The organism is Methanosphaerula subterraneus, assembly GCF_052055875.1.
GTDB classification, from domain to species: Archaea; Halobacteriota; Methanomicrobia; order Methanomicrobiales; family Methanospirillaceae; genus Methanosphaerula; species Methanosphaerula subterraneus.
Genome location: NZ_CP170508.1, coordinates 1,312,175 through 1,336,302, shown reverse-complemented (window position 1 = coordinate 1,336,302; position 24,128 = coordinate 1,312,175). Strand labels below are relative to the sequence as shown.

At 59.9% G+C, this 24,128-nt stretch carries 19 protein-coding genes; 6 read left to right on the top strand and 13 right to left on the bottom strand.

Going from position 1 to position 24,128, the window contains the following annotated elements; translation table 11 throughout:
• Window positions 1-303: 303 nt before the first annotated feature.
• Window positions 304-2,484 (bottom strand): KAP family P-loop NTPase fold protein, encoded by a 2,181-nt coding sequence (locus ACFKSJ_RS06255; RefSeq protein WP_440951389.1) that lies wholly within the window; start codon window positions 2,482-2,484, stop codon window positions 304-306.
• A gap of 62 nt (window positions 2,485-2,546) precedes the next feature.
• Between ACFKSJ_RS06255 and ACFKSJ_RS06250 the strand changes: the two genes are divergently transcribed.
• Window positions 2,547-3,023: a 2,3-bisphosphoglycerate-dependent phosphoglycerate mutase gene (locus tag ACFKSJ_RS06250; RefSeq protein ID WP_440951410.1), complete on the top strand. Its 477-nt coding sequence runs from the start codon at window positions 2,547-2,549 to the stop codon at window positions 3,021-3,023.
• A gap of 174 nt (window positions 3,024-3,197) precedes the next feature.
• On the opposite strand, the gene ACFKSJ_RS06245 is transcribed toward ACFKSJ_RS06250, so the two are convergent.
• The 3 genes from ACFKSJ_RS06245 to ACFKSJ_RS06235 form a co-directional block, all read right to left on the bottom strand.
• Entirely contained in the window at window positions 3,198-3,863 is a 666-nt protein-coding gene (locus ACFKSJ_RS06245; RefSeq protein ID WP_440951388.1) for a nitroreductase family protein, read from the bottom strand.
• A gap of 395 nt (window positions 3,864-4,258) precedes the next feature.
• A complete protein-coding gene (locus tag ACFKSJ_RS06240) occupies window positions 4,259-4,615 on the bottom strand; it encodes a hypothetical protein (protein WP_440951387.1) in 357 nt (118 codons plus the stop codon).
• A gap of 63 nt (window positions 4,616-4,678) precedes the next feature.
• Window positions 4,679-5,023 carry a hypothetical protein gene (locus ACFKSJ_RS06235; protein ID WP_440951386.1) on the bottom strand — a complete coding sequence of 115 codons (345 nt, stop codon included), beginning with the start codon at window positions 5,021-5,023 and terminating at the stop codon, window positions 4,679-4,681.
• On the opposite strand from ACFKSJ_RS06235, the gene ACFKSJ_RS06230 reads away from it, so the two are divergent.
• Window positions 5,022-6,191 carry an SLC13 family permease gene (locus ACFKSJ_RS06230; RefSeq protein ID WP_440951385.1) on the top strand — a complete coding sequence of 390 codons (1,170 nt, stop codon included), beginning with the start codon at window positions 5,022-5,024 and terminating at the stop codon, window positions 6,189-6,191. The genes ACFKSJ_RS06235 and ACFKSJ_RS06230 overlap by 2 nt on opposite strands.
• A 37-nt stretch (window positions 6,192-6,228) precedes the next feature.
• Window positions 6,229-7,080, top strand: a complete 852-nt coding sequence (locus ACFKSJ_RS06225) for a pirin family protein (protein ID WP_440951384.1) — start codon at window positions 6,229-6,231, stop codon at window positions 7,078-7,080.
• A gap of 67 nt (window positions 7,081-7,147) precedes the next feature.
• Here ACFKSJ_RS06225 and ACFKSJ_RS06220 read toward each other — a convergent pair whose 3' ends face one another.
• Window positions 7,148-7,828 (bottom strand): MBL fold metallo-hydrolase, encoded by a 681-nt coding sequence (locus ACFKSJ_RS06220; protein ID WP_440951383.1) that lies wholly within the window; start codon window positions 7,826-7,828, stop codon window positions 7,148-7,150.
• Between the two features lie 183 nt (window positions 7,829-8,011).
• On the opposite strand from ACFKSJ_RS06220, the gene ACFKSJ_RS06215 reads away from it, so the two are divergent.
• Window positions 8,012-8,761 carry a ZIP family metal transporter gene (locus ACFKSJ_RS06215; RefSeq protein ID WP_440951382.1) on the top strand — a complete coding sequence of 250 codons (750 nt, stop codon included), beginning with the start codon at window positions 8,012-8,014 and terminating at the stop codon, window positions 8,759-8,761.
• Here the strand turns inward: ACFKSJ_RS06215 and ACFKSJ_RS06210 are convergent.
• From ACFKSJ_RS06210 to ACFKSJ_RS06185, 6 genes are all read right to left on the bottom strand, one after another.
• A complete protein-coding gene (locus ACFKSJ_RS06210) occupies window positions 8,747-9,886 on the bottom strand; it encodes an ATP-NAD kinase family protein (RefSeq protein WP_440951381.1) in 1,140 nt (379 codons plus the stop codon). The two genes, ACFKSJ_RS06215 and ACFKSJ_RS06210, sit on opposite strands and share 15 nt — an antisense overlap.
• 13 nt (window positions 9,887-9,899) lie before the next feature.
• A complete protein-coding gene (locus ACFKSJ_RS06205; protein ID WP_440951380.1) occupies window positions 9,900-11,258 on the bottom strand; it encodes a TrpB-like pyridoxal phosphate-dependent enzyme in 1,359 nt (452 codons plus the stop codon).
• Window positions 11,259-11,405: 147 nt separating this feature from the next.
• Complete coding sequence (locus ACFKSJ_RS06200) at window positions 11,406-12,134, bottom strand: tetratricopeptide repeat protein (RefSeq protein ID WP_440951379.1); 729 nt, start codon at window positions 12,132-12,134, stop codon at window positions 11,406-11,408.
• Between the two features lie 252 nt (window positions 12,135-12,386).
• A complete protein-coding gene (locus ACFKSJ_RS06195; protein ID WP_440951378.1) occupies window positions 12,387-13,748 on the bottom strand; it encodes a dihydrolipoyl dehydrogenase family protein in 1,362 nt (453 codons plus the stop codon).
• A 315-nt stretch (window positions 13,749-14,063) separates the two neighbouring features.
• Window positions 14,064-14,465, bottom strand: a complete 402-nt coding sequence (locus ACFKSJ_RS06190; protein WP_440951377.1) for a cupin domain-containing protein — start codon at window positions 14,463-14,465, stop codon at window positions 14,064-14,066.
• Window positions 14,466-14,606: 141 nt separating this feature from the next.
• Complete coding sequence (locus ACFKSJ_RS06185; RefSeq protein ID WP_440951376.1) at window positions 14,607-17,396, bottom strand: PAS domain-containing sensor histidine kinase; 2,790 nt, start codon at window positions 17,394-17,396, stop codon at window positions 14,607-14,609.
• Between the two features lie 216 nt (window positions 17,397-17,612).
• On the opposite strand from ACFKSJ_RS06185, the gene ACFKSJ_RS06180 reads away from it, so the two are divergent.
• Together ACFKSJ_RS06180 and ACFKSJ_RS06175 are read left to right on the top strand one after the other, a co-directional pair.
• On the top strand, window positions 17,613-20,129 hold the full coding sequence (locus tag ACFKSJ_RS06180) for a RyR domain-containing protein (protein WP_440951375.1): 2,517 nt from the start codon (window positions 17,613-17,615) through the stop codon (window positions 20,127-20,129).
• A gap of 105 nt (window positions 20,130-20,234) precedes the next feature.
• Window positions 20,235-20,810: a sugar O-acetyltransferase gene (locus tag ACFKSJ_RS06175; RefSeq protein WP_440951374.1), complete on the top strand. Its 576-nt coding sequence runs from the start codon at window positions 20,235-20,237 to the stop codon at window positions 20,808-20,810.
• Between the two features lie 82 nt (window positions 20,811-20,892).
• Here ACFKSJ_RS06175 and ACFKSJ_RS06170 read toward each other — a convergent pair whose 3' ends face one another.
• Window positions 20,893-21,597 (bottom strand): ferredoxin--NADP reductase, encoded by a 705-nt coding sequence (locus ACFKSJ_RS06170; RefSeq protein ID WP_440951373.1) that lies wholly within the window; start codon window positions 21,595-21,597, stop codon window positions 20,893-20,895.
• 159 nt (window positions 21,598-21,756) lie between these two features.
• A complete protein-coding gene (locus ACFKSJ_RS06165; RefSeq protein WP_440951372.1) occupies window positions 21,757-23,697 on the bottom strand; it encodes a multicopper oxidase family protein in 1,941 nt (646 codons plus the stop codon).
• Window positions 23,698-24,128 lie beyond the last annotated feature (431 nt).

Below are 24,128 nucleotides of genomic sequence, written 5' to 3'. Positions count from 1 at the left end.
AGTGGGTCGTGTCGACGCCATCTGCCTGGGGTCGACGGTACGACAAAGGGGACGATCATCCACGAGGTGCTGTGGGGGCGGGATGCCGGGGTCGTCTGTGCGGAGTACGGGGTGACCGATCCCCTGGCCGTCCGGCAGTGCGAGGGGAGATCGCCGGCCGTTTCCCTTTTGACTGATATGATGCAGGGGGTGAGCGGTCGTATTGTGAACTGCCGTTTGCTGTTACGCTTTCTTCTGGTCCCCCTCCTACATAGTCCCAAGCGCAGTCTAGCATCATCAATCTAATCTATTAAAAACGTCCATCTAGAAACCCGCTTTTTCTGCATATCTAATAAAGGCAATTAGGGTCCTTTTTTCTGTTGCTCTCAAGGTAGTTCCTGAGAGGAGATTATTGACGATGCTAATAAGGCGGGGCATCTCAACGTAATCCTGCAAAACATGGAAATCAAAAGTAAGGTACTCTATAGGCCCGTTGGTTTGGTGGCCGAGATTGAGAATTTCGCGCTGGTGCATCCCCTCAAGAAATTGGATACAGGTTTCCGAACTATTGATAATTTTATCTGCCCAAGATCTTCTCATCTCTCCATCTGAAGGTGATGTGGTACGCCATACATCAAGGACAACATTGAGCGAGGGAGTATCGAGTAGTGTCCTATCATCAAGAGCTGCAGATTGAATCTTCCGTGAAACGGTCTGCTCAAGTTTCAGATAATCATCGGTTGATAATGTACGATCCTTTTCATCCATGGGCGCCCCCACTCCATATTTGCCATGTTGAGTCCCCAGGTCATGAGTGAGAATAGATATCATCAAGAGGGAGCGACTGTTCTCCATTGACCCAAGGATGATTTCAAGACAAGCATCTTCTTTGATCCGATTTAATAAAATAAATAGGATGACCGGAATATAATTCGAGCCAATTTTAAGGCTTGGGTATTTTCTATCTCCAGTTATCTGGACGAAGAGATCATCACCAACATTCAAGAGTGCGGAAAAAAATAACTTGGCTGCCTTTATAGATATTTCCTTATTATGAGCGAGGAAAAGATTGAGAAATGTAATAAGAACTTCGATGTTCGATGAAAATTCTATCAGTTTTTCTTCGATCTCATCTATTTCTTCCAGAGCAATAATTGTATCGAAATCCCTGTTGGATAGTGTATTTATTGGTATTGACCAACGGAAATACGTCGGGAAATTTTGAGGTGTACATATCCTGCGATCTCGGAGAAGGTCGTAATCATTGGGTACTGGGTTGCCATCTGGTTCGTTTTGGGAGGAGTTAATAGCCGGGAACAACTCTTCGATAAGGTTCTTTACAAGACGATAAGTGTCATCGTCCTTGTCGCTGATGGCGTCCTGCAGTGCGCGATCGAGGATTATTCTAGCGTTTTTTCCAGTGCGTGAATAACTATTCACAGAGTAAAAAAGGGAGCCGTTTCTCTGAATAATGCTATGAATAACTGGAAATCGTATTCGGATTGTCTCAATGGCTACGAAATCCACAGGGTTAACTTCTCCCATCACCGCGGGATACGACAATCGCATCGAATTTATTAAGCGTTTGATTTTTCTGGGAGAACTATTCATCGATATTATATACGATAATATATTTTTTCCACGGTCTTGACCGAGGAGTTGGTAATCGCTAGGGACGAGTATCTCTTTTAAATTACCTTCAAATAACAAGAGGTAATCCCGCGGGGTGGGACTTGGTAGATCGAAGGAACACTGAATGATTTTATCCAGATAGTCCTCAGCAGAGTATTGTAATGGTTCCTTGATCGATGCTAGGATTATCTTAGGATCGTAGGCAAGGAGATAGACGACATTCGGAAAATCTCCAATCGCCTTGATTACCTGAAAGATCTCCCGCGTCTCCGAGGGTGTTAATCTGTCAATATCATCAATGATGATGAGGACACGGCCGAGCTTTATGATCTCATCGGCGATGGTGTTTTTAAGCGTCCGTATATTTTTCTTATCCTGATCAAGCCACCCCCTTAACTCATCTATCACTGTTCCGATCGGAAAACGAACTGGCGAAAAGGCATTTCCTAGTTCACCCAATGCTTTTGCAAGAGAGAGCGCAGTCTTTCCCTGATCGCTAAGACCATTTGAAAAATTTGCGAAGAATTGTCGAGTCAGATCCTCCCTCCCTGAGAACCACCAAGGATTAAAATCGATGATTGTGATGGGATCGTGCTCTGATTGATCGGGATCTTCCAAGTAACATCGGGTAAAATTGAGAAGCGTCGTCTTCCCTGAGCCCCACGGTCCATGAAGGGCAACAACGAATCCATCTGGGTTGAACATCCCCAGAATCCCCCGGGCAAGAACCTTCGCATATGGAGCGCTACCGAAGAGATCATCTGCAGGGTTATTCAAGGGTCTATCCGGCGTAAGTACTGGAATGGACCCCTCCAACTCCGATGCTTGTTCACTCGAAGAGGCAGAGGTGAAAGTTGATGGAAGCGGACACATTGAAAAGATAATCTTACTCCGGATAACTTAAACCCCGAACAACAGGCGTCGGCGTCGGTACCATTCGCGAATACCATCGGGAAAAGCGGCGCCACGCCGTCGGGGAGGCCCTCGTCTCCAGCGGCTACCTCTTCACCGTCGGGGACCGGATCTTCCGCCGGACGAAGGCCCCCGATCAGGTCGTCCTGGCGGTCCTCTTCGGCGCCGGCCTGAAGAAGGAGGACCTGCCGGCCACCGAATCGCTGGAGGACACGCTGGCACGGGTGGTGCCCTACTGGAACGAGACGATCGTTCCGACGGTACAGGACGGGAAACGGGTCTTGATCGCAGCCCACGGAAACAGCTTCCGTGCCCTCGTCAAATACCAGGATCAGGTACCCGACGACGTGATCACCGGCCTCAACATCCCGACCGGGTTCCCCCTCGTCTACGAGCTCGACGACTCGATGCACCCGATCCGCCACTATTACCTGGGCGATGAAGAGGAGATCCGGCGTGCGACAGCATCGGTCGCGAACCAGACGGCGGTCAGGAAGTAGACAGAGACCCTACACTGCATCGTGACCGTCTCGACCTGTTCGTGCGCCACGATTCCCGGGTTCGTGCTCCCCGGCTCGATCGTGATCGCCGGACCGATCTGTCTCACCCTCCGTGGTGAGAGATCGAGGTTCACCATGTTATTCAAATCCCGTACGATTGTTACGTATTCTCTCTCACTGAACCCAGGTAGTAACTTCTTCGACCGGGGGTCGAGTCGAGGGGGGCAACTCCTCTGAAGGGTACCCTATTGCACATCCCATGAGTGCCCATTGCCCTGGATTAAGACCGATGATTCGGCAGAACTCTTCATTTTCAGCCATTTGAGTTGTTATAGATACAAGTTGAAATCCAAGACCCAGAGCCGTTGCCTTAAGCCACATATTCTCCATGCAATGAGCAAGAGATTGTTCTTCCACGGGTGGGAACCCCCTCCTCTCAGCGGTTACAATATACAGGGGGGCCGTGCCAACACCCGGGACAATGCCCATCTTCTTTATCATTGCAAGACGTTTCACAAATCCGGCTGCTTGAACCCGGAGTTCTTCGTTGGTGACCAGGGCCTCGTCGAGATCAGCAGCGTTTCTCAAAACTTCTTGATAGACCAGTGGAATTAATTCGGCCATGGCCCTGGAATTTTTTCGAACGACAAAAAATCTTCGGAAATAATCCTCCCTCTCACCAACTGAAGCTGCAGCAAAAGGAGCATGGAGGCCGGCATGGATGATATCCATAATCATAGCATCAGAGGGCATCTCCGGTTTGAACCTCCTGTGGGTTCGTCGTTCTAAAATAATCCTATCAAGTATCGCATTGCTCTGTTCGTCGTGTACGGGAATCATGGTTGAATCTCTATTTTAATGATTGATGATGAGGTTATCCCTAAACTCTCCGATGCGAACATACGATAATACACCGTCCGGGCATCCCGGCTCGACCGTTCGGCGTCGGCCTTCCCGACCCTGCTGATGAACGACCTGCTCGCGATCATCGGCCCCAGCCGGCCCCGGACGATTCAAAAAAAAGGGATTATCGCCGATTCATTTGGGTAGGCCCTGACCATTCGTTGTGGCCGTGACTGCCGGCCCGGTATAGATCCCCGAGCCCAGGAACCAGGTATCGTCCACCTTCTCCACACAACTCAGTTTGGATTCGACCGAATAGTTGTGGGCGGGATTGGGGTACGTGTACCGGACGAAGCCGGTCCGTTCCTGGCAGCATCACGCTCGTCCCGAATTCACTCCTTCTTCTTCGCCATCTTTGCGATCTTTTCATTGATATTGGGACTGTTCTCCATCCGGTGCCAGTCCTCGTTACTCATCCCCATGAAAAAATTACATGACGAACATTTGAGCCAGGCTTCATATTGATCAGGGAATTCTGCACGGAGGGTCGACTCTCCGCACTGCGGGCATCTCAGCTTCACCTGGTCGATCGATTCGGTGACCTCGCTGTCCATGTTGTGAGGTTCGACCGGTGTTCTTTCAGGTACCGGCTTCTGGTCCCCGGATTGTACATCATCTGATACGGGATCTGCAGTCATCTTGTTTTCATCGACATCTGTGCCGGCCTGATCGTGTAATTCTTCAGTCAAAAATCTTCAACACCTTGCTATGAAGTTTATAAGGGATCTGCGAGGATATATAAAAAATTGTCCTTACTCAGAGCATTCCCATGATCGTGATGACTGACGAGCAGAGTTTGGGCGCCGGCGGCGGGCCCGGTAAAGATCATCCGGCACTGCACCAGGGGTGCCCGCAGTATGTGCCGGCGTCGTGCTGTTCACACCGGGCTTGCTCTGTACGCAGCCGGCGATCAGGAGCGATGCGCCGATGACGAGCAGCCCTGATCTCATCTCCCTCTTCCTCCAGATCCCAACGCTCATCCCCCCGCACCCCGAACACTGATCCACGTTCATCGCCATCATAGTCCTGGCCGCCGTCTTCCTGCTGATCGCCGTCCGGCAGGTCGGCCGGTTCAACCTGAAGATCTGGCAGATCATGCTCGGAGGAGCCGTCGCCGTCCTCGCCACCGGCCAGATCGCCCCTGTCGACGCCGCAAAGGCCGTCGACCCTGACGTGATGCTCTTCCTCTTCGGGATGTTCGTCGTCGGGGAGGCCCTCGTCGCCAGCGGCTACCTCTTCACCGTCGGGGACCGGATCTTCCGCCTGACGAAGACCCCCGACCAGGTCGTCCTGGCAGTCCTCTTCGGTGCCGGCTTCCTCTCGGCCCTGCTGATGAACGACACGCTCGCGATCATCGGCACCCCGCTCGTCCTCGGGATCGCCGCCCGCTCCCGGATCTCCCCGAAGCTGCTGCTGCTGACCCTCGCGGTGGCCATCACCACCGGCAGCCTGGCGAGCCCGGTCGGCAACCCCCAGAACCTGCTCGTCGCGGTGAACGGCGGGATCCCCTCCCCGTTCGTCACCTTCGGCACCTACCTGCTCGTTCCAACTCTTATCAGCCTCCTGGTCGCCTACCTGGTCCTCCGGATCGCGTACCGCGGGGAGTTCCAGCCCGGCAGATCCGTCGACAGGCCGGCCGACCCCGTGGACTCCGCCGGGGAACCCCCTGCCTTCGATCGGCATCTGGCCCTGCTCGCGAAGTCCTCGATCGCCATAATCGTCCTCCTCGCCGGGGTGAACATCGCGGCCTCGGCGATGGGCGATGGCATGGCAGTCCCGCTCCCGCTGATCGCCCTGGCCGCCGCCCTCCCGGTCCTCCTCCTCTCCCCGCGGCGCTTCGCGATCCTCAGGACGATCGACTGGCCGACGCTCGTCTTCTTCACCGCCATGTTCGTCCTGATGGAGAGCGTCTGGCAGACCGGCTTCTTCCAGCAGTTCGTCTCGGCCGGCGGCCTCACCACGGTGCCGGCCCTCCTCGCCACCAGCGTCCTCCTCAGCCAGTTCATCTCCAATGTGCCGTTCGTCGCCCTCTTCCTGCCGATGGTCCTGCAGGCCGGCGGGAGACCGGATCAGCTGATGGCCCTCGCGGCCGGCAGCACCCTGGCCGGCAACCTCACCATCCTCGGAGCCGCCAGCAACGTGATCATCGTCCAGAACGCCGAGAAGCAGGGCGAAACGCTGACGTTCTACGAGTTCGCCAGGGTGGGGGTGCCCCTGACCCTCCTGCAGATGGCGGTCTACTGGGTCTTCCTCGGACTCCTCTGACCCATAGGTTCAAAAACCAGCAGACCCAGTTCCGTGCATGACGACACAGGTCCGTGCAGTCGAACTGGTCCACCAGGCGGCCCCGACCATCGAGGGTGCGGGTGTCCACCTGCACCGGGCATTCGGCAGCGCTGCGTTCGATCCGTTTCTGATGCTCGACGACTTCCGGGGAGACCGCCCTGAGGAGTACCTGCCCGGCTTCCCCACCCATCCGCACCGGGGGATGGAGACGGTCACCTACATGCTCGAGGGGACCGTGGCGCACCGGGACAGCATGGGGAACGCCGGGAACATCAATGCCGGGGATGTCCAGTGGATGACTGCAGGGTCGGGTATCGTTCATTCGGAGATGCCGGCGCCGGTGAACGGTCGTATGGGCGGGTTCCAGCTCTGGGTCAACCTCCCCCGGGCGCAGAAGATGATGGACCCGCGGTACCAGGAGATCACCGCCGACCAGGTCCCGGTCGTCTCTCCGGCCGAAGGAGTTACGGTCCGGGTGATCGCCGGTTCGGTGGCCGGCGTCGTCGGACCGGTGCGGGGGATCGTCGCCGATCCCGATTACCTCGATGTTACACTGGATCCTGATGTCTCGTTCTCCCACCCGGTGAAGGCAGGGTACTCCGTCTTCGCCTACGTCATCGGCGGAGGCGGGACGTTTGGAAACGGGCCGGGGCACCAGGTGAAGAACCGGGACCTGGTCGTGTTCGGCGCCGGCACATCGGTTGGAGCCAGGTCTTCTCAGGAGGGGATGCGGTTCCTCCTCCTCTCAGGGCGACCGATCCATGAGCCGGTGGCCTGGCAGGGCCCCATCGTCATGAACACGGACGAGGAACTCCGGCAGGCATTCCGGGAGTACCGGGAGGGGACCTTCATCAGGAAGAAGGCATGACGGGGTGGTGAAGGCGGGTCTCTGGAGTCCGGGTACAGCAGAGGGTCTGCCAGGCCTGTACGCCCCTTCACCGGGGTAACGTCCCGGCAAACTCGCGGACTTTCTCCCCTGCCCCTGTCCTGAGGGGTACTCCATGGCCGACGAGGAGGGTGTCGAAATCGAGCGTGGCGATTCTGCGGATCGATGCCCGCTCCTGGTCGACGTCCAGGGTGGCCGTCTTCGGGCCTTCTGTGAGTGTCTTCCCGTCATACCTGAGAGTATCTCCGGCAAAAAAGGTCCGGGTCGCCTCATCGAGCAGGCCCAGGCTTCCCGGGGTATGGCCGGGAGTATGGACGCAGACGAGTCCATCGATCCGGTCGCCATCGTCGAGGAGGATATCAGGCTCGAAAAAATTCTGTTTTATAAACACACTCATGATACGCAGCAGGAACCCCATCACTCCTTTCGGTGGGGGGATGGGAATTTTTCCCGTGATATATGCCGCTTCTGCCGTATGAACAGCGACCTTTGCACCGGGGGCTGCCTGTTTCATCTTCGTGATACCGCCGACATGGTCGATGTGGGCATGGGTCAACACGATGGTACTGATCTCAGAAGGATCTCGCCTGAGATCTCCTGTAATATACTTGATGATCTTCGCACTGCTGCCGGGCAGACCGGTATCGATGATCGTCAGAGACTCCCGTGCGACGATATAACTGTTCCCGTTCACCCCGTCTACCTGATGGATGCCTGAAATAATCTCCACAGTAATCTCCTCCTGGCCCTGGCTCTCCCAAATGGGACGTCTACCTCATGTATCTTCCATCCTCATCTGTCTTTGGGATAACGATCGATCCGGTCCGCCCCCGAACGCTCTTATGCCCTGCTCACAATTATTCTGGAGATAGACGCGGATCTCTTCAGAGTTCCGGGTCTCGTGGATGATATCGTGTTTCCAACATGGGCGATGGCCGGACTCTGGGGATCGATGGCAGGGTCAGCCCTCCTGATCGGGGCGGTCGCGGGCTATTATCTGAAGATCCCGCAGCGGACCGTCGCCCTGGTCATGGCCTTCGGTGCCGGCGTCCTCCTCTCTGCCATCTCCCTTGAACTGCTCGACGACGCCTACACCCTGGGGGGCATCGTACCGGTGATCACCGGCTTCCTTGCCGGCGCCCTGATCTTCACCGCGGCCAATCTATTGCTGGCCAGAAGGGGGGCCCGGCACCGGAAACGGTCGGGTCTGCCCCCTGGGGAAGAGTTTGAGGACGGGGGTGCTGCCATCGCCGTCGGTTCGGTGATCGACGGGATCCCGGAGTCGATCGCCATCGGACTGACGATGATCGGGGGCGGAGCGGTCAGCACGGCCACCGTCATCGCCATCTTCCTCTCCAACATCCCCGAGGGGCTCTCCAGTTCTGCCGGCCTGAAGGCCCGGGGGTGGCGTGCTGCCCCGGTCTTTCTGATGTGGGGCGGTATCGCCGTCTGTTCGGGCATTTCATCGCTGGCAGGGTACTCGGTCTTCAGCCACTTCAGCCCGACAACGATCGCCATGGTGCTGGCCCTCGCTGCGGGCGGTATCCTCGCGATGCTCGTCGACACCATGATCCCCGAGGCGTTCTCAAAGACCCACAACCTGACCGGCCTGGTGACGGTCCTCGGTTTTATCACCTCGTTTATTCTTTCAAAACTGGGTTGATTCAGAAGAGGGGGTGACGACTGGTCCGGGCTGGTGGACCCGCTTCCGCTGGGCCATCCGGTAGCCGGAGACGACCTGGACCGACGGGCCGAATGACCGGTCGAGGGCCGGGTCCCCGGAGTCCACATACAGCACGGGGGTCTCGCGGAGTTTGTGCGGTGTGGCCACGATGATGATATGGTCCACCCCCACCCGCTCCACGACCCGCGGACTGATCTGCTGGTTTCCCCGTCCGAGGATGAACCCCTGGGCACCGATCGGGCTGATGACGATCCGTGCGTTCTCTTCGGTTTGGAGGAGGTCGACGAGGGTCTTCTCGTCCGCATCTGCGGCGATGACCACCCCGTCCTTCACCACGTCCACGCCCAGCAGCGTCTTCTTCACGCCGATGCGGCGGGCTATGGCTTCGGTCGTCGTCCCGGCGCCGAGGATGTAGACGGTCTCCGGGAGGATCACCTCCCCGATGAACCGGGCGATCTCCTCCTTCGCCCGTTCCTCATCCGCCTCCTCGTACACCTGCTTGCTGACCTGGGTCAGGTTGGGGAGGGCCGGCGTCCGGGCCACCCCGTAGAGCCGGGTCCGGAGGTCGCCCCTCCGGTAGGCCTCCTCGTCGACGTCCATCACCTCGGCGTCGCGGAGGGTGTACTGCGTCGGACCGTCGACGATCTCCGCCGCCGTGGCCGGGTCGATGGCAAAGAGGGCTGAGTACATCTTCACCCCTGCCGGTATTCCGAGGATCGGAACCTCCCGGCCGGCGACATCGAAGATCTCCCGGGCCGTGCCGTCCCCCCCGCAGAAGAGGATCAGGTCCACGCCCTCCTCCAGGAATCGGCGGGCCGCCGTCCTCGTGTCTCCTGCAGTGCTCTCCCCAGAGTAGTGGTGCACCACCTGGAACCGGGTGACGCCGGCCTCCGCAAGGAGAGACTCCCCCATCTCCCCGGATGCGGTGAAGAAGAGGAGGTCCGGGTTCCTGGCCAGTATCTCCAGGGGGATCCGGGCCCGTCTCTCTGCCTGGGGCACGGCACCCCGCCGGCGTGCCTCCTCCACCTGGTTATCGGTCCCCTTCAGGCCGACGGCCCCGCCCATGCCGGCGACGGGGTTGACGAGAAAGCCGATCCTGCGCATGGTCGGTGGACCTTCAGCCGATCCGTGGAATCCGGTCCAGCGCTTCCTTGATCAGGGCGTCCGGGTACTCGTAGTCCACCAGGGTGCCTGCGTAGTAGGCATCATACGCCGACATGTCGAAGTTGCCGTGGCCTGAACAGTTGAAGAGGATCGTCTTGGACTCGCCGCTCTGTTTGCACTTCAACGCCTCGTCGATGGCCCCCTTCACCGCATGGGAGGTCTCGGGGGCGACGATGATCCCCTCGGTGCGGGCGAAGGTCTGGGCTGCGTCGAAGACCTCGCTCTGGTGGTAGGCCACCGCCCGCATCACCCCGTCGTGCACCAGCCGTGAAACGATCGGCGAGTCCCCGTGGTACCGGAGCCCGCCGGCGTGCATCGACGGGGGCACGAAGTCATGCCCGAGGGTGAACATCTTCAGCATCGGGGTATACCCGGCCTCGTCGGCGAGGTCGTAGGTGTACAGCCCCCTGGTCAGGGTCGGGCAGGAGGCCGGCTCGGCACCGATGATGTCGACGTCCGGATGCTTCCCGGTCAGCTTGTCCCCTGCGAACGGGAACCCTATCCCGGCGAAGTTGGTCCCTCCGCCGACACACCCGATCACCACGTCCGGGTAGTCGTCGACCATCGCCAGCTGCTCGCGGCACTCGAGCCCGATCACGGTCTGGTGGAGGCAGACATGGTTCAGCACCGAGCCGAGCGCGTAGTTGGTCTTCTCATGGTTGACCGCGTCCTCGACCGCCTCGGAGATGGCGATACCCAGGCTGCCGGGGGTGTCCGGGTCCTTGGCAAGGACGGCCCGGCCAGAGGCGGTCCTGGTGCTCGGGCTGGGGATGCACTCGGCTCCCCAGACATGCATCATCGACTTCCGGTACGGCTTCTGTTCATAGCTCGACCTGACCATGTAGATGGTGCATTCCATCTCGTAGAGCATCGTCGCGAATGCAATGGACGATCCCCACTGCCCTGCCCCGGTCTCGGATGCGATCCGTTCGACCCCCTCCTTCATGTTGTAGTAGGCCTGCGGAATCGCGGTGTTCACCTTGTGGCTCCCCGCCGGGCTGACCCCTTCCCACTTGTAGTAGATCTTCGCCGGCGTCTTCAGAAACTTCTCCAGCCGGTGAGCACGGTACAGGGGTGTCGGCCTCCAGAGCCGGAAGACGTCCCGCACCTCCTCAGGGATGTCGACATACCGGTCGGTGGTGACCTCCTGTCGGATCAACTCGGCCGGAAAGATGGCCGCGAGATCTGCAGGGACGATCGGCTTCTGGGTCTGTGGATTCAGCGGCGGGTCCAGGGGGGACGGCAGGTCTGCCTGGACATTATACCACTTTTTTGGGATCTGCTCCTCATCGAGGAGGATCTTGGTCTGCATACATGGTACTCGTGTTGTACAAATATATACATTATGGATCAAAAGTGTTTGTTGTCCGATCGGATACTCCGTCGTTTGTGGCAGATGGAACGATCAGATTGGGTGCTCTGGGAAACCGGGGGTGGGGAAGAACCCGGCAGGGTACCCTCACCGGGTCGGGCTGAAGAGGGTAAGGACCAGCGCCACACGGTCGACGGCGGCAGTGAAGCCGGCCCCGACCGGCACCATCCTCAGGCCGGGCATGACATGTGCTCTGTTGAGGTCCGCGAGGTCGGTCGTGGCATTCCTAAACTCCGGCCAGGGGAGCGTGTAATTGGGGTTGATCGCAAGAGAGCGCTCGAACGCCTGGATTGCATCAGTGCGGTCTCCTGCAGCTGCAAGAATTTTTCCTTTGAGGTGCCAGAACAGAGGGTTCTCCGGGTCGAGCGACCTGGCAGTGTCGACTTCCTGCAAAGCCCCGCTCAGGTTGCCGGTATGAAGAAGGGCGAATGATCTGATGCCAAACGCCAGCGCATAGGATCCGTTGAGGGAGAGTGCGGCATTCGCATCCTTCAAGGCGTCATCGTAGTGCCCCAGCGCGAGCAGGGCATATCCCCGGTTTGCATACCTGACCGGCCGCGGGTCCAGTGGGATTGCCTGGGAGACACTATCGACTGCTTCGGTATAATGCCCGGTTTTGCGGAGTGCGTATCCCTTCAGGCAGTACAGTTCGGGGTCGTCAGGGTACAGCGCTAGCCCGGCGTCGGTTGATGCAATCAGCTGGCTCCAGTTCTCCTCTGCCATCAGGGCCATCCCCTCTCTTTCATAGGCTGCAGCACTCAGCGGGCTGTCGGCGAGGGGTGTGGCAGTGATGTCTCCAGAGAGAGGAACTCCCATCGTCGGGATACACAGCAGCGTCGCAAGAAGAAGTACGATAAGGATGGGTTTTAGGGGCCTGGAGAAGAAATAAATCCCCGTCGTCTTCCTCGTGCCGGCCGGTTGTATCATGAGGAATCTGAAACACCTGAAATTAAAATAACTGTTGATTTAATTTAAGGCTTGATATTCAGGACTGGAGGACGTGCGCCTCCATGAATTCTTGTTCTGCGTGGACATCCCCGAGCCACAACGCCCCGTTCATCGCCGGCATCACCTGATCCGGTTGATATCCTGGATCGCTGTTGGATATGCCCAGTCCATCTCCTGCAGGTCGGCGAGGGTGAGGTGTTTCCGAATCGCCAGGGCAAATATGTTGATCATCTCATCGGCGTTGTATCCCAGGAGGTGGGCCCCGAGGATCCTGCCCATCGGGCCGTCGGTCAGTACTGTGTATCCAGACCGGGCGAGCCCGAGTCTCCGGGTGGTGTACCAGTCCCGTGTATCTGCTCGGTAGATGGTGACCGGAATGCCATGTCTGGCCGCCTCATCCTCCCCGAGGCCGACCATTGCAAGCACCGGGTTGGAAAAGACCGCGGTCGGCACGGCCGAGTAGTCCGGCGCAACCGTGTTTCCATGGAGCATGTTTTCAGCCACACTCGTTCCGTCGCGGTGCGCCACCGGGGACAGGGGTTTTCCCCCTGGGTTTGCGTCCCCGGCGATGTACACCGACGGATTGGAGACGCTCTGGAGAAACGGGTTCACCACGATCCCACCCCGTGCATCGGTCGCGACCTCTCCGCGAGCAAGGTCGAGACCGGCGGTGTTCGGCACCCTGCCGGCCCCGTGCACGACCAACTCGGCCTCGAAGGTCCGGTCTCCGCTCTGTACGCGGAGGTGTCCGCCGGCCTGCTCCACGGTCGAGACCGGCACACCCGTCTCGATGCGGATCCCCAGCTCCTGGCAGGACTCGACCAGGAGATCCACCAGGAACGGGTCGAACCCTTTGAGAACTCTCTCGCTCCGGTGGAGGATGGTCACGCTGGCTCCGGCGGCTGCAGCGATGAACCCGAACTCAAAGGAGATGAGCCCTCCGCCGATGAAGAGGATCTGTCCGGGCATCGATTCCATCGCAAGAAAGTCGTCGCTCGTCGACACCAGTTCCTCTCCATGAATGGAGAGGGGCAGGGGGACCGCACCGGTCGCGATGCCGATGAACCGTGCAGTGACAGGATCGTCCCCGACCAGGAGTTCGTTCCTGCCGGTGAATCGCGCCGGGCCGTGGAGACAGACGATACCGTCCTTTGCAAGGGCTGCTGTTCGCCTCGACGGAACCGGCTCGGTGAATCCGCGTTTGAACCGGATCAGGTCCGCCCACTCGATATGGCACTCACCACCGATCCCGTATCCCCGCATTCGCCGGGCCCGGTCGACCGTCTCGGCCGCACCGTTCAGCACCTTCTTCGGGACGCATCCCCTCTGACCACAGGTTCCGCCGTACGGGCGTTCGTCGGTGATGGCCACCGACCAGCCTTCACGCCGGCACCGGCGGGCCATGGCCGGTCCGGCCTCCCCGGTCCCGATCACCACAAGATCGAAGTCGTTGATCTCGTCAGCGCCGTTCTCTCCTTCCATACCGTCTCTTCAACTCCCTGCCCGATCCGAAGTTCTCCAACCGCGGGATCGCTGTCGGTTCTAACGAGTCGGAGGGATATAAGCGTATCTGGAATCCAGGGAGATAGGAGGCAGCCTCCGGCCTCCGGCATGGGAAAACCCATATCGCTCATGCCCGGCTCTTCACGAATGGAAAAAAGAAAAACAGGTACCCGGGATCGAACAGATCCCCACCGTATCCTTCCGGCAGAAGTCTCGTCCCTTCTGCACTGCAGACGATCACCGAGTTCCCGGCGGCATCCAAAGACCGCGAATGAGACTTGCGCCTCAACCGACCTACTCGGTCGTCTTTCCGTCGAAGTGCTCCTCTTTGTCGAGGGCTTCTTTCCTGGTCTTGCGCACGACCTTGTCCTGGTGCTCGGGCGGCGAGTAGATTGTGTAGAGTTTGAGGTCTGCGGTCTTGGAGGTGTTCAGCACGTTGTGCTTGGCGCCGCTCGGCACGACCACTGCGCTCCCGTCCTTCACCTTATGCTCGGCGTCGTCGATCACGACTGCGCCCTCCCCCTCTTCGAATCGGAAGAACTGGTCGACATCGTCATGCACCTCCTCCCCTATCTCCTCACCCGGCTTGAGGCTCATCAGGACCAGCTGGGAGAATTTCCCAGTGTACAGTACCCGGCGAAAGTCCGTGTTCTTCTTCGTTTCCTTCTCAATATCTGCAACAAATCCTTTCTTCATATGATACCCTCGTGTCGTTTGTCCCTGGGACAATATGGCAATCCCCCTTTGACGCGTCGTGCACATTTAATTTTTTGGGTCAATGGCGGCGTCCCTGATTATGGTGAAGAGTGTTCTGCCGGGTAGCAGACAGAACGGGGTTCAGGCCGCGTACAGGGTGAAGAAGAACGTGCTCCCTTCGCCGGGCGTGGACTCGACCCGGATCCGCCCACCATGCCGTTCGACGATCTTCTTGACGATCGCAAGTCCGATCCCGGTTCCCTCGTACTCGTCGATCGTATGGAGCCGGCGGAACATCTCGAAGATCCGATCAAAGAACTCGGACCTGATCCCGATCCCATTGTCCCTGACTGCGAACACCCACCTGTCGCCCTGTTGGGTGGCTGAGATCCGGACGGCTGCCGGCACCTCAGGCTGCCGATATTTGATCGCATTCCCGATCAGGTTCGTAAAGACCTGCTTGAGCTGCGACGGGTCGGCCATGACGATCGGCAGCGGGTCGACCGTCACCACGGCCCCGGTCTCCTGGATCAGGGTTTCAAGCGAGCGAATGGTATCGGCGACCGCCGTGCCCGCGTTGGTCGGGACGAGCGGCTGTGCCTGTGTTTCGATCCGGGAGACCTGGAGCAGGTCTTTGATCAGATTCTGCATCCGCACGCCGCCCTCGACAATGAACCGGATGTACTCGTCGGCGTCCGCGTCGAGCCGGCCCCGGTATTTGCGATCGAGGAGCTGGCTGAAACCCACGATCGATCGCAGCGGCTCCTGGAGGTCATGGCTCGCTACGTAGGCGTACCGTTGCAGTTCTTCGTTGCTTGAGATGATCTTTTCGGCATACTCCTTCTGGGTGGCCTCGAACTGTTTTCGCTCGGTGATGTCCCACAGTAACCCGAGCACTCTGATCGGATTGCCGGCATCGTTGTACTCTCCCTGACCAATCTTTTCGATCCATCGGATCTCGCCGTCGGCCCGCCGTATCCGGCACTCAACGTGCCAATCCCTCTGGTCTGCGAAAGCATCGCCAAAAGCCTTTCTAACCATCTCCCGGTCTTCTGGAAGAACGTGGTCGATGAAGATCTCCATATTCCAGGTGGGAGGGGGAGTCTCGTACCCGAAGATCTGGTCGTGGCGGGGGGACCACCATGCGGTACGGTTGACCATCTCGTAGTCTACGGTTCCCATCCTGGAGATGTCGAGGGCGAGGGCGAGGCGTGCCTCGCTCTCACGGAGCATATTTTCGACGGTCAGGAGTTCCTCGTTCTTCATCATCATCTCCTCCTGGGTGGCAGTGAGTTCCTCATTGAGTGCGTTGAGTTCCTCGTTTGAACGGATTAGAGTCAGTTCAGCGCGCTTCCGCTCGGTGACATCCCGGAGGATATGGACACTTCCAAGCACTTTCCCGGCGGAGTCCTGAATTGGGGATACGGTCAGGAAGAAGTCCCCGTTTAGAGTATCCTCATGGATATCCGCTGAATGACTCTGGTGGTCCTGGAGGAGTCTCTGGTGCGGACAGATGGGAGGGGGGTTGCTGGAGTGATGAACAACTTCATAGCAGGTCAGCCCCACTGCTTCTTCGGGTGAAACACCAAGGCAGTCGGCCATCGCCGAGTTCACCTGGACGACCCGGAAATGGTCGTCGATGATGGCGATCATATCGGGAACCGCGTCGAACGTGAGTTCCCACCGGTCCTTCGCCTTCAGGATTTCATTCTGGAACCGCTGACGCTCGGTGATGTCGTGGGCAATGTCCGATACCCCGATGATCTCTCCGGCGTTGCTCAGGATTGGAGAGAGCGAAAGGGAGACCTGCAGGCATGTACCGTCTTTTGTTATCCGTTCGGTCTCAAAACGCTCGACAATCTCCCCCTGCCGGATCTTTTCCAGCAGCAGGAATGTCTCTTCCTTCTGCGTGGGTGGGATGAGAATGGATATTGAGGTGCCCTTCATTTCGTGTGACGTATACCCGTACAGGCGCTCAGCACCAGCATTCCAGAGGACAACCCGGAACGCAGGATCGAGGACGACGATGGCGTCGGCGGCTGTCTGGACCAGCTGTCGGTACCTGGCTTCAGCCTCGGTGAAGAACCTGGCGAGCATCTCCTGGTCAGAGACATTCCCGGTCGACGCCCGGCGCTGGAGCGCCAGGAACGCCATGAGAATGAAGCAGGCTCCGATGTACTCCCCGACCCGCGCAGCCCAGTTGAGCGGGCCGTCAAAGACCACGACGATGTTCGCGGCGAGGAGTCCGAGCCCGATCATCGCCATGCCGATGGAATACCAGAAGAAGAAGTCCTCGTCCCGCTTCCGGTGCAGTACAAAGAACAGCCCTGACGCGAGCAGGAGGAATTCGATCGCGCCTGCGAGGACGACGTCGCGTACGACCGTCGAGCCGGAGCCTGGAATGAAGAAGGTCGGGGTCAGCCCCAGGAGGGCGGCGAGTTCGAGTCCGGCGGACCCGGCGATGACCACGCCGTACACTGTAACAGCCAGCACCGTGCGACGCCGGCCCGGCCCGAAATTCCAGCCGACCAGCGCAGTCAGGGCGCCAGCGAACTGGAGAAAAGCACCGATACAGACGTTGAGGTTGAAGACGGTGATGCTGATATTGGCTGAATGCGGCAGCAGTCCGGCCAGCCCGGTAGTGATCCCCCCCAGACCCAGCAAGAGCATGCCGGCGCCCATCATCAGGACGCTGATGAGGCCGCTGCGCCGAAACGATATGGACGAGACATATGCGACGTACAGGGGGATCAGGCCGAGGAAGATCGAGTTCAGGAGCAGGAGGAGAATGGGCTCGGCAAAGGTAGCCGTACTGTTCAGGAGGAAGAGGGCCGCGATGATGACGAGGTATGACGGAGCGATAAGCAGACTGATGACCTTTTGCCGATCGAAGTTCGTCGTCGGGGACCTGGACGGGCGGGGGTTCACCATGGATATGATCCTTCTAGATTCGGGCATAAATGGATAATAATGCTCTGCTTCAGGCCGATGGTCCCAATCAACGTTTTGTATCCCCTGGGACACGTCAGGCGGGATCGGCGGGTGCGAGGTCACGGTGCGGAGATCGGCTGATCTGCTGACGACCACCACTCTCTACAACACACCTTTCCCTCTCAACAGACACTCATACCCACGGAGCACAGGACCATGAACAAGAAATCCCCGAAGATCGTCGTCGCCGGTGATATCGCCCTCGACTGGCTGCAGGTCGACTGTCCCCTCAAGGAGGACGACCCCCGGAACTGGCGCAAGTACCCCGGTTACCGCTGGCACCAGTACGCTGGCGGCGCCCTGCTCGTCGCCCATATGCTCGTCGACGCGGTCGATTACCCGGTGCACACCTACAACTTTGATGATCTGAAGGGTTCTGCCTCCGACACCGTCCTCCACTCCCTCGCCCGGATTGGGACCGACAAGGGCAACAAAGAGAGCACGGTACTCCGCGTCCGCCAGTATCTCGGCTACTCGGGCCCGGCCGACGGGGCCGGCGCCGTCTCAACACTCGATGACGATCCTGCGGACGCGACGATCGTTGTCCTTGACGACGCCGGCAACGGGTTCCGCGATAACGATACAGCCTGGCCCTCGGCCATCAAGAACCCGGAGTCCCGCCCTCTCGTCGTCCTGAAGATGAGCCATCCGCTCGCCAGAGGCGGACTCTGGGATCGCCTCCTCAAAGACCACGCTGATCGCCTGGTCGTCGTCATCTCGGCCAACGACCTCCGGACCCTCGGGGCGAACATCAGCCGCCGGCTCTCGTGGGAGCGGACCGTTACCGACCTCGCCTGGCAGATCGCCTACAACCCTGCCCTCCGCCCGCTGACCGCGGTTTCGACCCTGGTCATCCGGATCGGAATCGACGGCGCCCTCGTCCTCCGGCGCACCGGCGAAGGCTCGGTTGCAACGTTCCTGTTCGATCCCCAGGGGTACGAGGATGCCTATAAGGACCAGTACCAGTACCCCGGTGATATGCAGGGGCTGACCCCGGCCTTCGTCGCGGCACTCACCCGCCGCCTCGCCTGCGACGGTGAGGCCGGGACAATAGACGGTGTCAGGGAGGGGATCATCGCCTCCCGCCGCCTCTTCCGCCTCGGGTACGGGACGGACCCCGGCGCCCCTGCCTATCCCGGCCCCGAACTCTTCACGCCGTCGGTCCCCGAGGACGGCCTGATCGAACGTGTCGACTTCGACGATCTCCAGGCCCTCGAAGACGATCCCCACTGGACCATCCTCCATCACCTCGAACGGACCCAGTTCGAGGAGATTGCCCGTCGGATTGTGCGGGAAGGCGTGGGGGCGCTGCAGAATCCCGTTCCGATCGCACGGTTCAATAACCTGGTCGTCGTCGACCGGGACGAGATCGAAAGTTACCAGAGCATCCGCAACCTTCTGGCGGAGTACATCAGTAACACGCAGATCCGTCGACCGCTCTCGTTCGCCGTCTTCGGGCCCCCGGGCTCGGGCAAGTCGTTTGGGGTCAGCGAGCTCTCGAAGGGGATGGCCCCCGAGCAGATCGAGCCCATGACCTTCAACCTGTCGCAGTTCGAGTCCACGCGTGACCTCGTCGGCGCATTTCACCTCATCCGGGACGCGGCCCTCGAAGGGAAGATCCCCCTTGTCTTCTTCGACGAGTTCGACGCCCGGTTCGGGGACCACCCACTCGGATGGCTCCGGTTCTTCCTCGCCCCGATGCAGGACGGGGTCTTCAAGGACGGCGAGTCGTCGCACCCGATCGGCCGGGCGGTCTTCGTCTTCGCCGGCGGAACGAGCGTCTCATTCGATGAGTTCGCGAAGGGGGGTGGTGTCCAGGATGGCCCCGCGCTGAAGAATGCGAAGGTACCCGATTTCATCAGCCGGCTTCGGGGGCGGATCGACATCCGGGGCTGTAACCCCGGTCCGGATGACGAAGGTCGGTATCTTGTGCGCCGGGCCCTCCTTCTCCGCTCGATCATCGAACGGACGGCGAAACACCTTGTCACCGCGTCCGGGATGGTCCCGATCGACTCTGGAGTTCTCCGGGCGTTTCTGAAGGTTCCCGCCTATCGCCACGGTGTGCGGTCGATGCAGGCGATTGTGGAGATGAGCACCCTCACCGATAAGAAGATCTTCGATCCTGCATCGATCCCGCCGATAGAGCAACTCGCACTCCATGTGGACGCGGCTCTCTTCAGGCTGCTGATGCTGCAGGACATCCTCTTCGAGCGCATGGTGGAACCGATGGCCCTGGCCATCCACGCGGAGTATCTGGCCAACGTGACGCCGGGCACCGCAGGTCAACTACCGCCGATGGCGTTACCGTGGGAGACGCTTCCGGAGGAGTTCAGGGAGTCCACCCGTGATCAGGCGCGGGAGATTCGGCAGAAACTGCGGGTGGTGAACTGCGGGATCATGCCGAAGGCCATGGGCGTCGACCGGGTGGTGATGGCATTCTCCGATCTTCAGGTGGAATTGCTCGCCCAAAAAGAGCACGGCCGCTGGATGGAGGAGATGAAGCGGAATGGCTGGGTCAGAGGAGAGGTGCTTGACAATGAAGAGAGGGTGCATCCCGACCTCATTCCCTGGGGATCTCTCTCGGACGATGTTAAGGAGAAGGACCGGGACGCCATTCGCACGATCCCACGGTTCCTGGAGGAGGCCGGGTTTGCGATCTATTCGGTGCTCTGAACCTCGCCGAAGAGCTGCCTGAGATGAGAGCGCCCGGGGCTTCTTCCATCCACCGCAATAGAGAAGCCGGATGGCATCCTCTGATGCTGGTGGAGGACCAGCACTGTGCGGAAGACGATAGCGCCGGAGAGGACTGAACACGAGAAGATGCTCGCAGGGGAGCTCTACGATGCCGGCGATCCCGGGCTTGCGCAGGCCCGAGCCCGGGCCCGTCGGCTGACCGGGCTCTTCAACAGATCGAATGAGGGCGAGGACGACCTGCGGGCCTCGCTGCTGCGCGAACTTCTCGGTTCAATGGGTACGAATGTCCTCATCGAACCGTCGTTCTCCTGCGATTACGGCAGTACTATTCATATCGGCGACGACGTGGCGATCAACTTCAACTGCGTCATCCTCGACTCAACCACGGTCCGGATCGGGGACCATGTGCTCTTCGGGCCGTCGGTGCAGATCTATACCGCTCACCACCCGGTCTCTCCAGTCGACCGGCTTCGCGGCCTCGAACTGGCCTCGCGGGTCACGATCGGGGAGAATGTCTGGATCGGAGGCGGGGCGATCGTCTGTCCCGGCGTGACGATCGGAGCCGGCACGACGATCGGTGCGGGCAGCGTCGTGGTCCATGATATCCCTGCCGGCGTGCTGGCCGTGGGCAACCCCTGCCGCGTGGTGCGGCGGGTATAGTCCGGTCATGACGTTCCCGTCCCCCCGGACTTACCCGGCCCCTGAATGCCGGTCTCCACCAGATCGGGTCGGCTCGACCGCTTCAATACCCAGGGAAGTATTCATGCCGGATCTGCTCGTCCGGCACCTCCATCTCTTTCAGAATGGCCGTCATCGCGTCGACCATGGCCGCCGGCCCGGAGATGAAGAAGACCCGGCCCTGCCGATCCGGGACCGCTTCCTCGATGAACGCCCGGTCGATCCGTCCGACATGCCCAGTCCATCCAGGACCCGGCCGGGTGAGGGTGATCCTTGCAGTGAGGTGGGGGTTCTGCCGCTCCATCTCTACGAACTCGGGGCCGAAGAGGACGTCCTCCTCGCTCCGGGCCGAGTACAGCAGCGTGATGCGGGTCATTAGCCCGGTGTCGGTGGCGTACCGGGCCATGCTCCGAAGTGGGGTGACCCCGATCCCCCCCGAGATGAAGACCACATCCTCCTCGCCGGCGAGGGTGAACGCCCCGTACGGCCCCCGGATCGTCGCCTCGTCCCCCGGGACGAGAGCGGCCAGGGCCTCGGCAAACGGGTGGCCGGTCAGTTCCTTCGTCACCTCGAGCACCGGTTCGGTTGGACTGCTCGAGATGGTGAGGTGTCGGACCAGGTTCTCTCCGCCCCTCGCGAGCGTGATGAACATGTACTGCCCGGGGAGGTACGAGAACCCCTCCGGTCGCTCGAACCGCACCGAGACTGCGTGCTCCGACTGCCGTACCACCTCGATCACCCGCGTGGCATACTCCCTGACATCGTCCATATCTCCCGCTCTTTCTTCGATCTGGTAATTAATCCTTTTGTGGTCGACACCCCAGGGCTGAGGTCATGGGTTCCCCATCCGTGACGATCGTAGGTCGCCCAGCCGGTCGACACGCATCTCCGTGGTGCCGGCCCTGGAATGTACCGGAAAAAGAGGGGGTCAGGAGGGCTGCACCAGATAGGGGCGCATCATCTCGTTGTCCTCGTGATCGATGATGTGGCAGTGCCAGACGTACCCGGGCCCCACGGACGGATCGAAGGGATACGACGTCCCGTCCTGCGACGCGAACCGTACCCGGATCCTGGTCACCTCGCCCGGCTTCATCTGGATCGTGTCCTTCCATCCCAGTTCACTCGGTAACGGCCCGGTGGCCTTCCCCTGGAGATACTGTACAATGTTCGGCGTGATCACCGTGGCAGTGAGCGGCAACGGGGGCATCCCGTTCAGGGCCATCCAGTCGGTCTGATACTTCTTGACCTGGAAGGCCTGACGACTCACGAGCTGGAACTGGACCAGGTGCAGGTGGATCGGGTGTGTGTCCGCCGTCGGATTGATGATCACCCAGTCCTCGGTCGTGCCGTTGGTGGGGTTCTCGGAGACCGGGGCCATCCATTTCTTTCCATCGAGGAGGATCTCGGTGGGACCGGCCGCTCCCATGACCTCCTGGAGTGTCAGGAAGCGCGTCGTCGTGGGCGCCGGCAGGTTCGGGAAGGTTCCGTTAAGGGTCGGGTTCAGCGTGGCCGGCAGGGTTGGGAACGCGGGGCCGGGATTTGCCGTCACCGTGAACTGCATGATCTGGCCGGTCGTCTGGGGATCCGCGGGTGCTCCGCGGGGTGTCGGCGCCTTCGCCGTGTTCGTCAGGATCACCTTCGTGCCTGGCGCGAGCTTCGAGAAGTCGACAAGGATCTCCGCACGCTCACCCGGCGCCATCGTCAGTTCAGTCAGGGTCGCAGGGGTTTTGAGGTACCCGCCGTCGGATGCGATCTGGGTGAACGCCATCTTGTTTGAAAAACTCAGGGTGTAGAACCGGGCGTTCGATCCGTCCAGAAGCCGGAGCCGGTAGGTCCCCTGGTCCACGTTCATATTCGGCCAGACCTTGCCGTTCACCATGATCGTGTTGCCGAAGAACTCGGGCTGCCAGTAGGGGTGGATCGTTGGATTCAGACCGACCGTCGGGAAGTAGAGCGACCCGTCGGCGTTGAAGGTGCGGTCCTGGATCGCGATCGGCATGTCGTACTTCCCTGTCGGCAGAACCGCGTCGACCGGGTTCGACGGATCGCGGAGGAGGAAGAAGCCTGCCAGTCCTGACATCACGTTGATCCGGGTGATGCCGAGCGCATGGTCGTGGTACCAGATCGTGGCCGCCTGCTGAGCGTTCGGATACTGGAAGACGGCGGCGTTGGATTCGGTGGCCTGGGCCGTGTTATATGCCATACCCTGCGTGCCGTTTGCGGTCCACCAGGCGTCGGGGTGGCCGTCGGATGTCGACTGGACCTCGGCGCCGTGGACATGCGTCACCAGGGGAACGTTACGCTGTGCGTCGGTAAACCCGGGTGGGAACAGGTTCCAGGGCAGGGTCGGCATCATGGACATGTTGTTCGGGTTTGCCCAGTGGAGGGTCGGGTCGACCGCGAACATGTGGTTTCCGGTCAGTTCGTTGATCCACTTCACGGTGATCTGCGTGCCCCGGGTGACGTTGAAACTGGGGCCGGGCGAGTTCCGGACGAACCCGAGGAACTGGCCGGTGACGGTGTCCCTGGCCAGACCCCCGTAGCCCCAAACCTTCGTCGTGGGGAACCCGGCGGGGAGGATCTGCTCTGTAAACTCGGTCGCGTTCACTTCATACGTATTCCCGGAGACCGGGACGTACTCCGGCGGTGGGCCGTCGATCTGGTTGACATACTTCGGGATCGTCATCGGGTCCAGCAGAACCGGCCCTGGGGCCGGGGGAGCACCGATGGCGGGCGTTACGATTGCGATCAGGATGGCGCCGAGCAGGAGCACGATGACGAAGGTTCGTATCGTACCTGCACCAGGACTCCCTCTCGACGGGGATGGCGATCCCTCCTGAGTCGGAGGGGACTGTTTGCTTGCATGCATCTTTCTCTCTCCATAAGATTTGGCACGGATGTCACTGACACCCGGTGTTCGCATCTCTCATCATCACTGGCCAGATGCACCCGGGGCCCTCTGTTCCGGCGGCAGTCTCTGATGAGATCGCGGTGCCGGCATCACCTCTGCCGGGACCGGTCCCTGTTTTCTGCCTCCGCGTCCTTGCCCGCTGGCATCTGGGACGGCTGCGGGGGAAGTCGTCCCCTACTAACCCTCAAGGGGACACAATAAGGTACAATGGTTATAAACATTATTCGAAAACGATGGGAATTGTCCCAGAGACAGAGGCATGCAATTGAGACGATGGAATCGGCGGCATCACAGATGTGACAGCAGATGTGACGGGGGACCGTACCTCCCCCTCATACCGCTACTGGAGAATAAAACTGCACCGATGCCGAGCACCCCGGCCGTGTCAT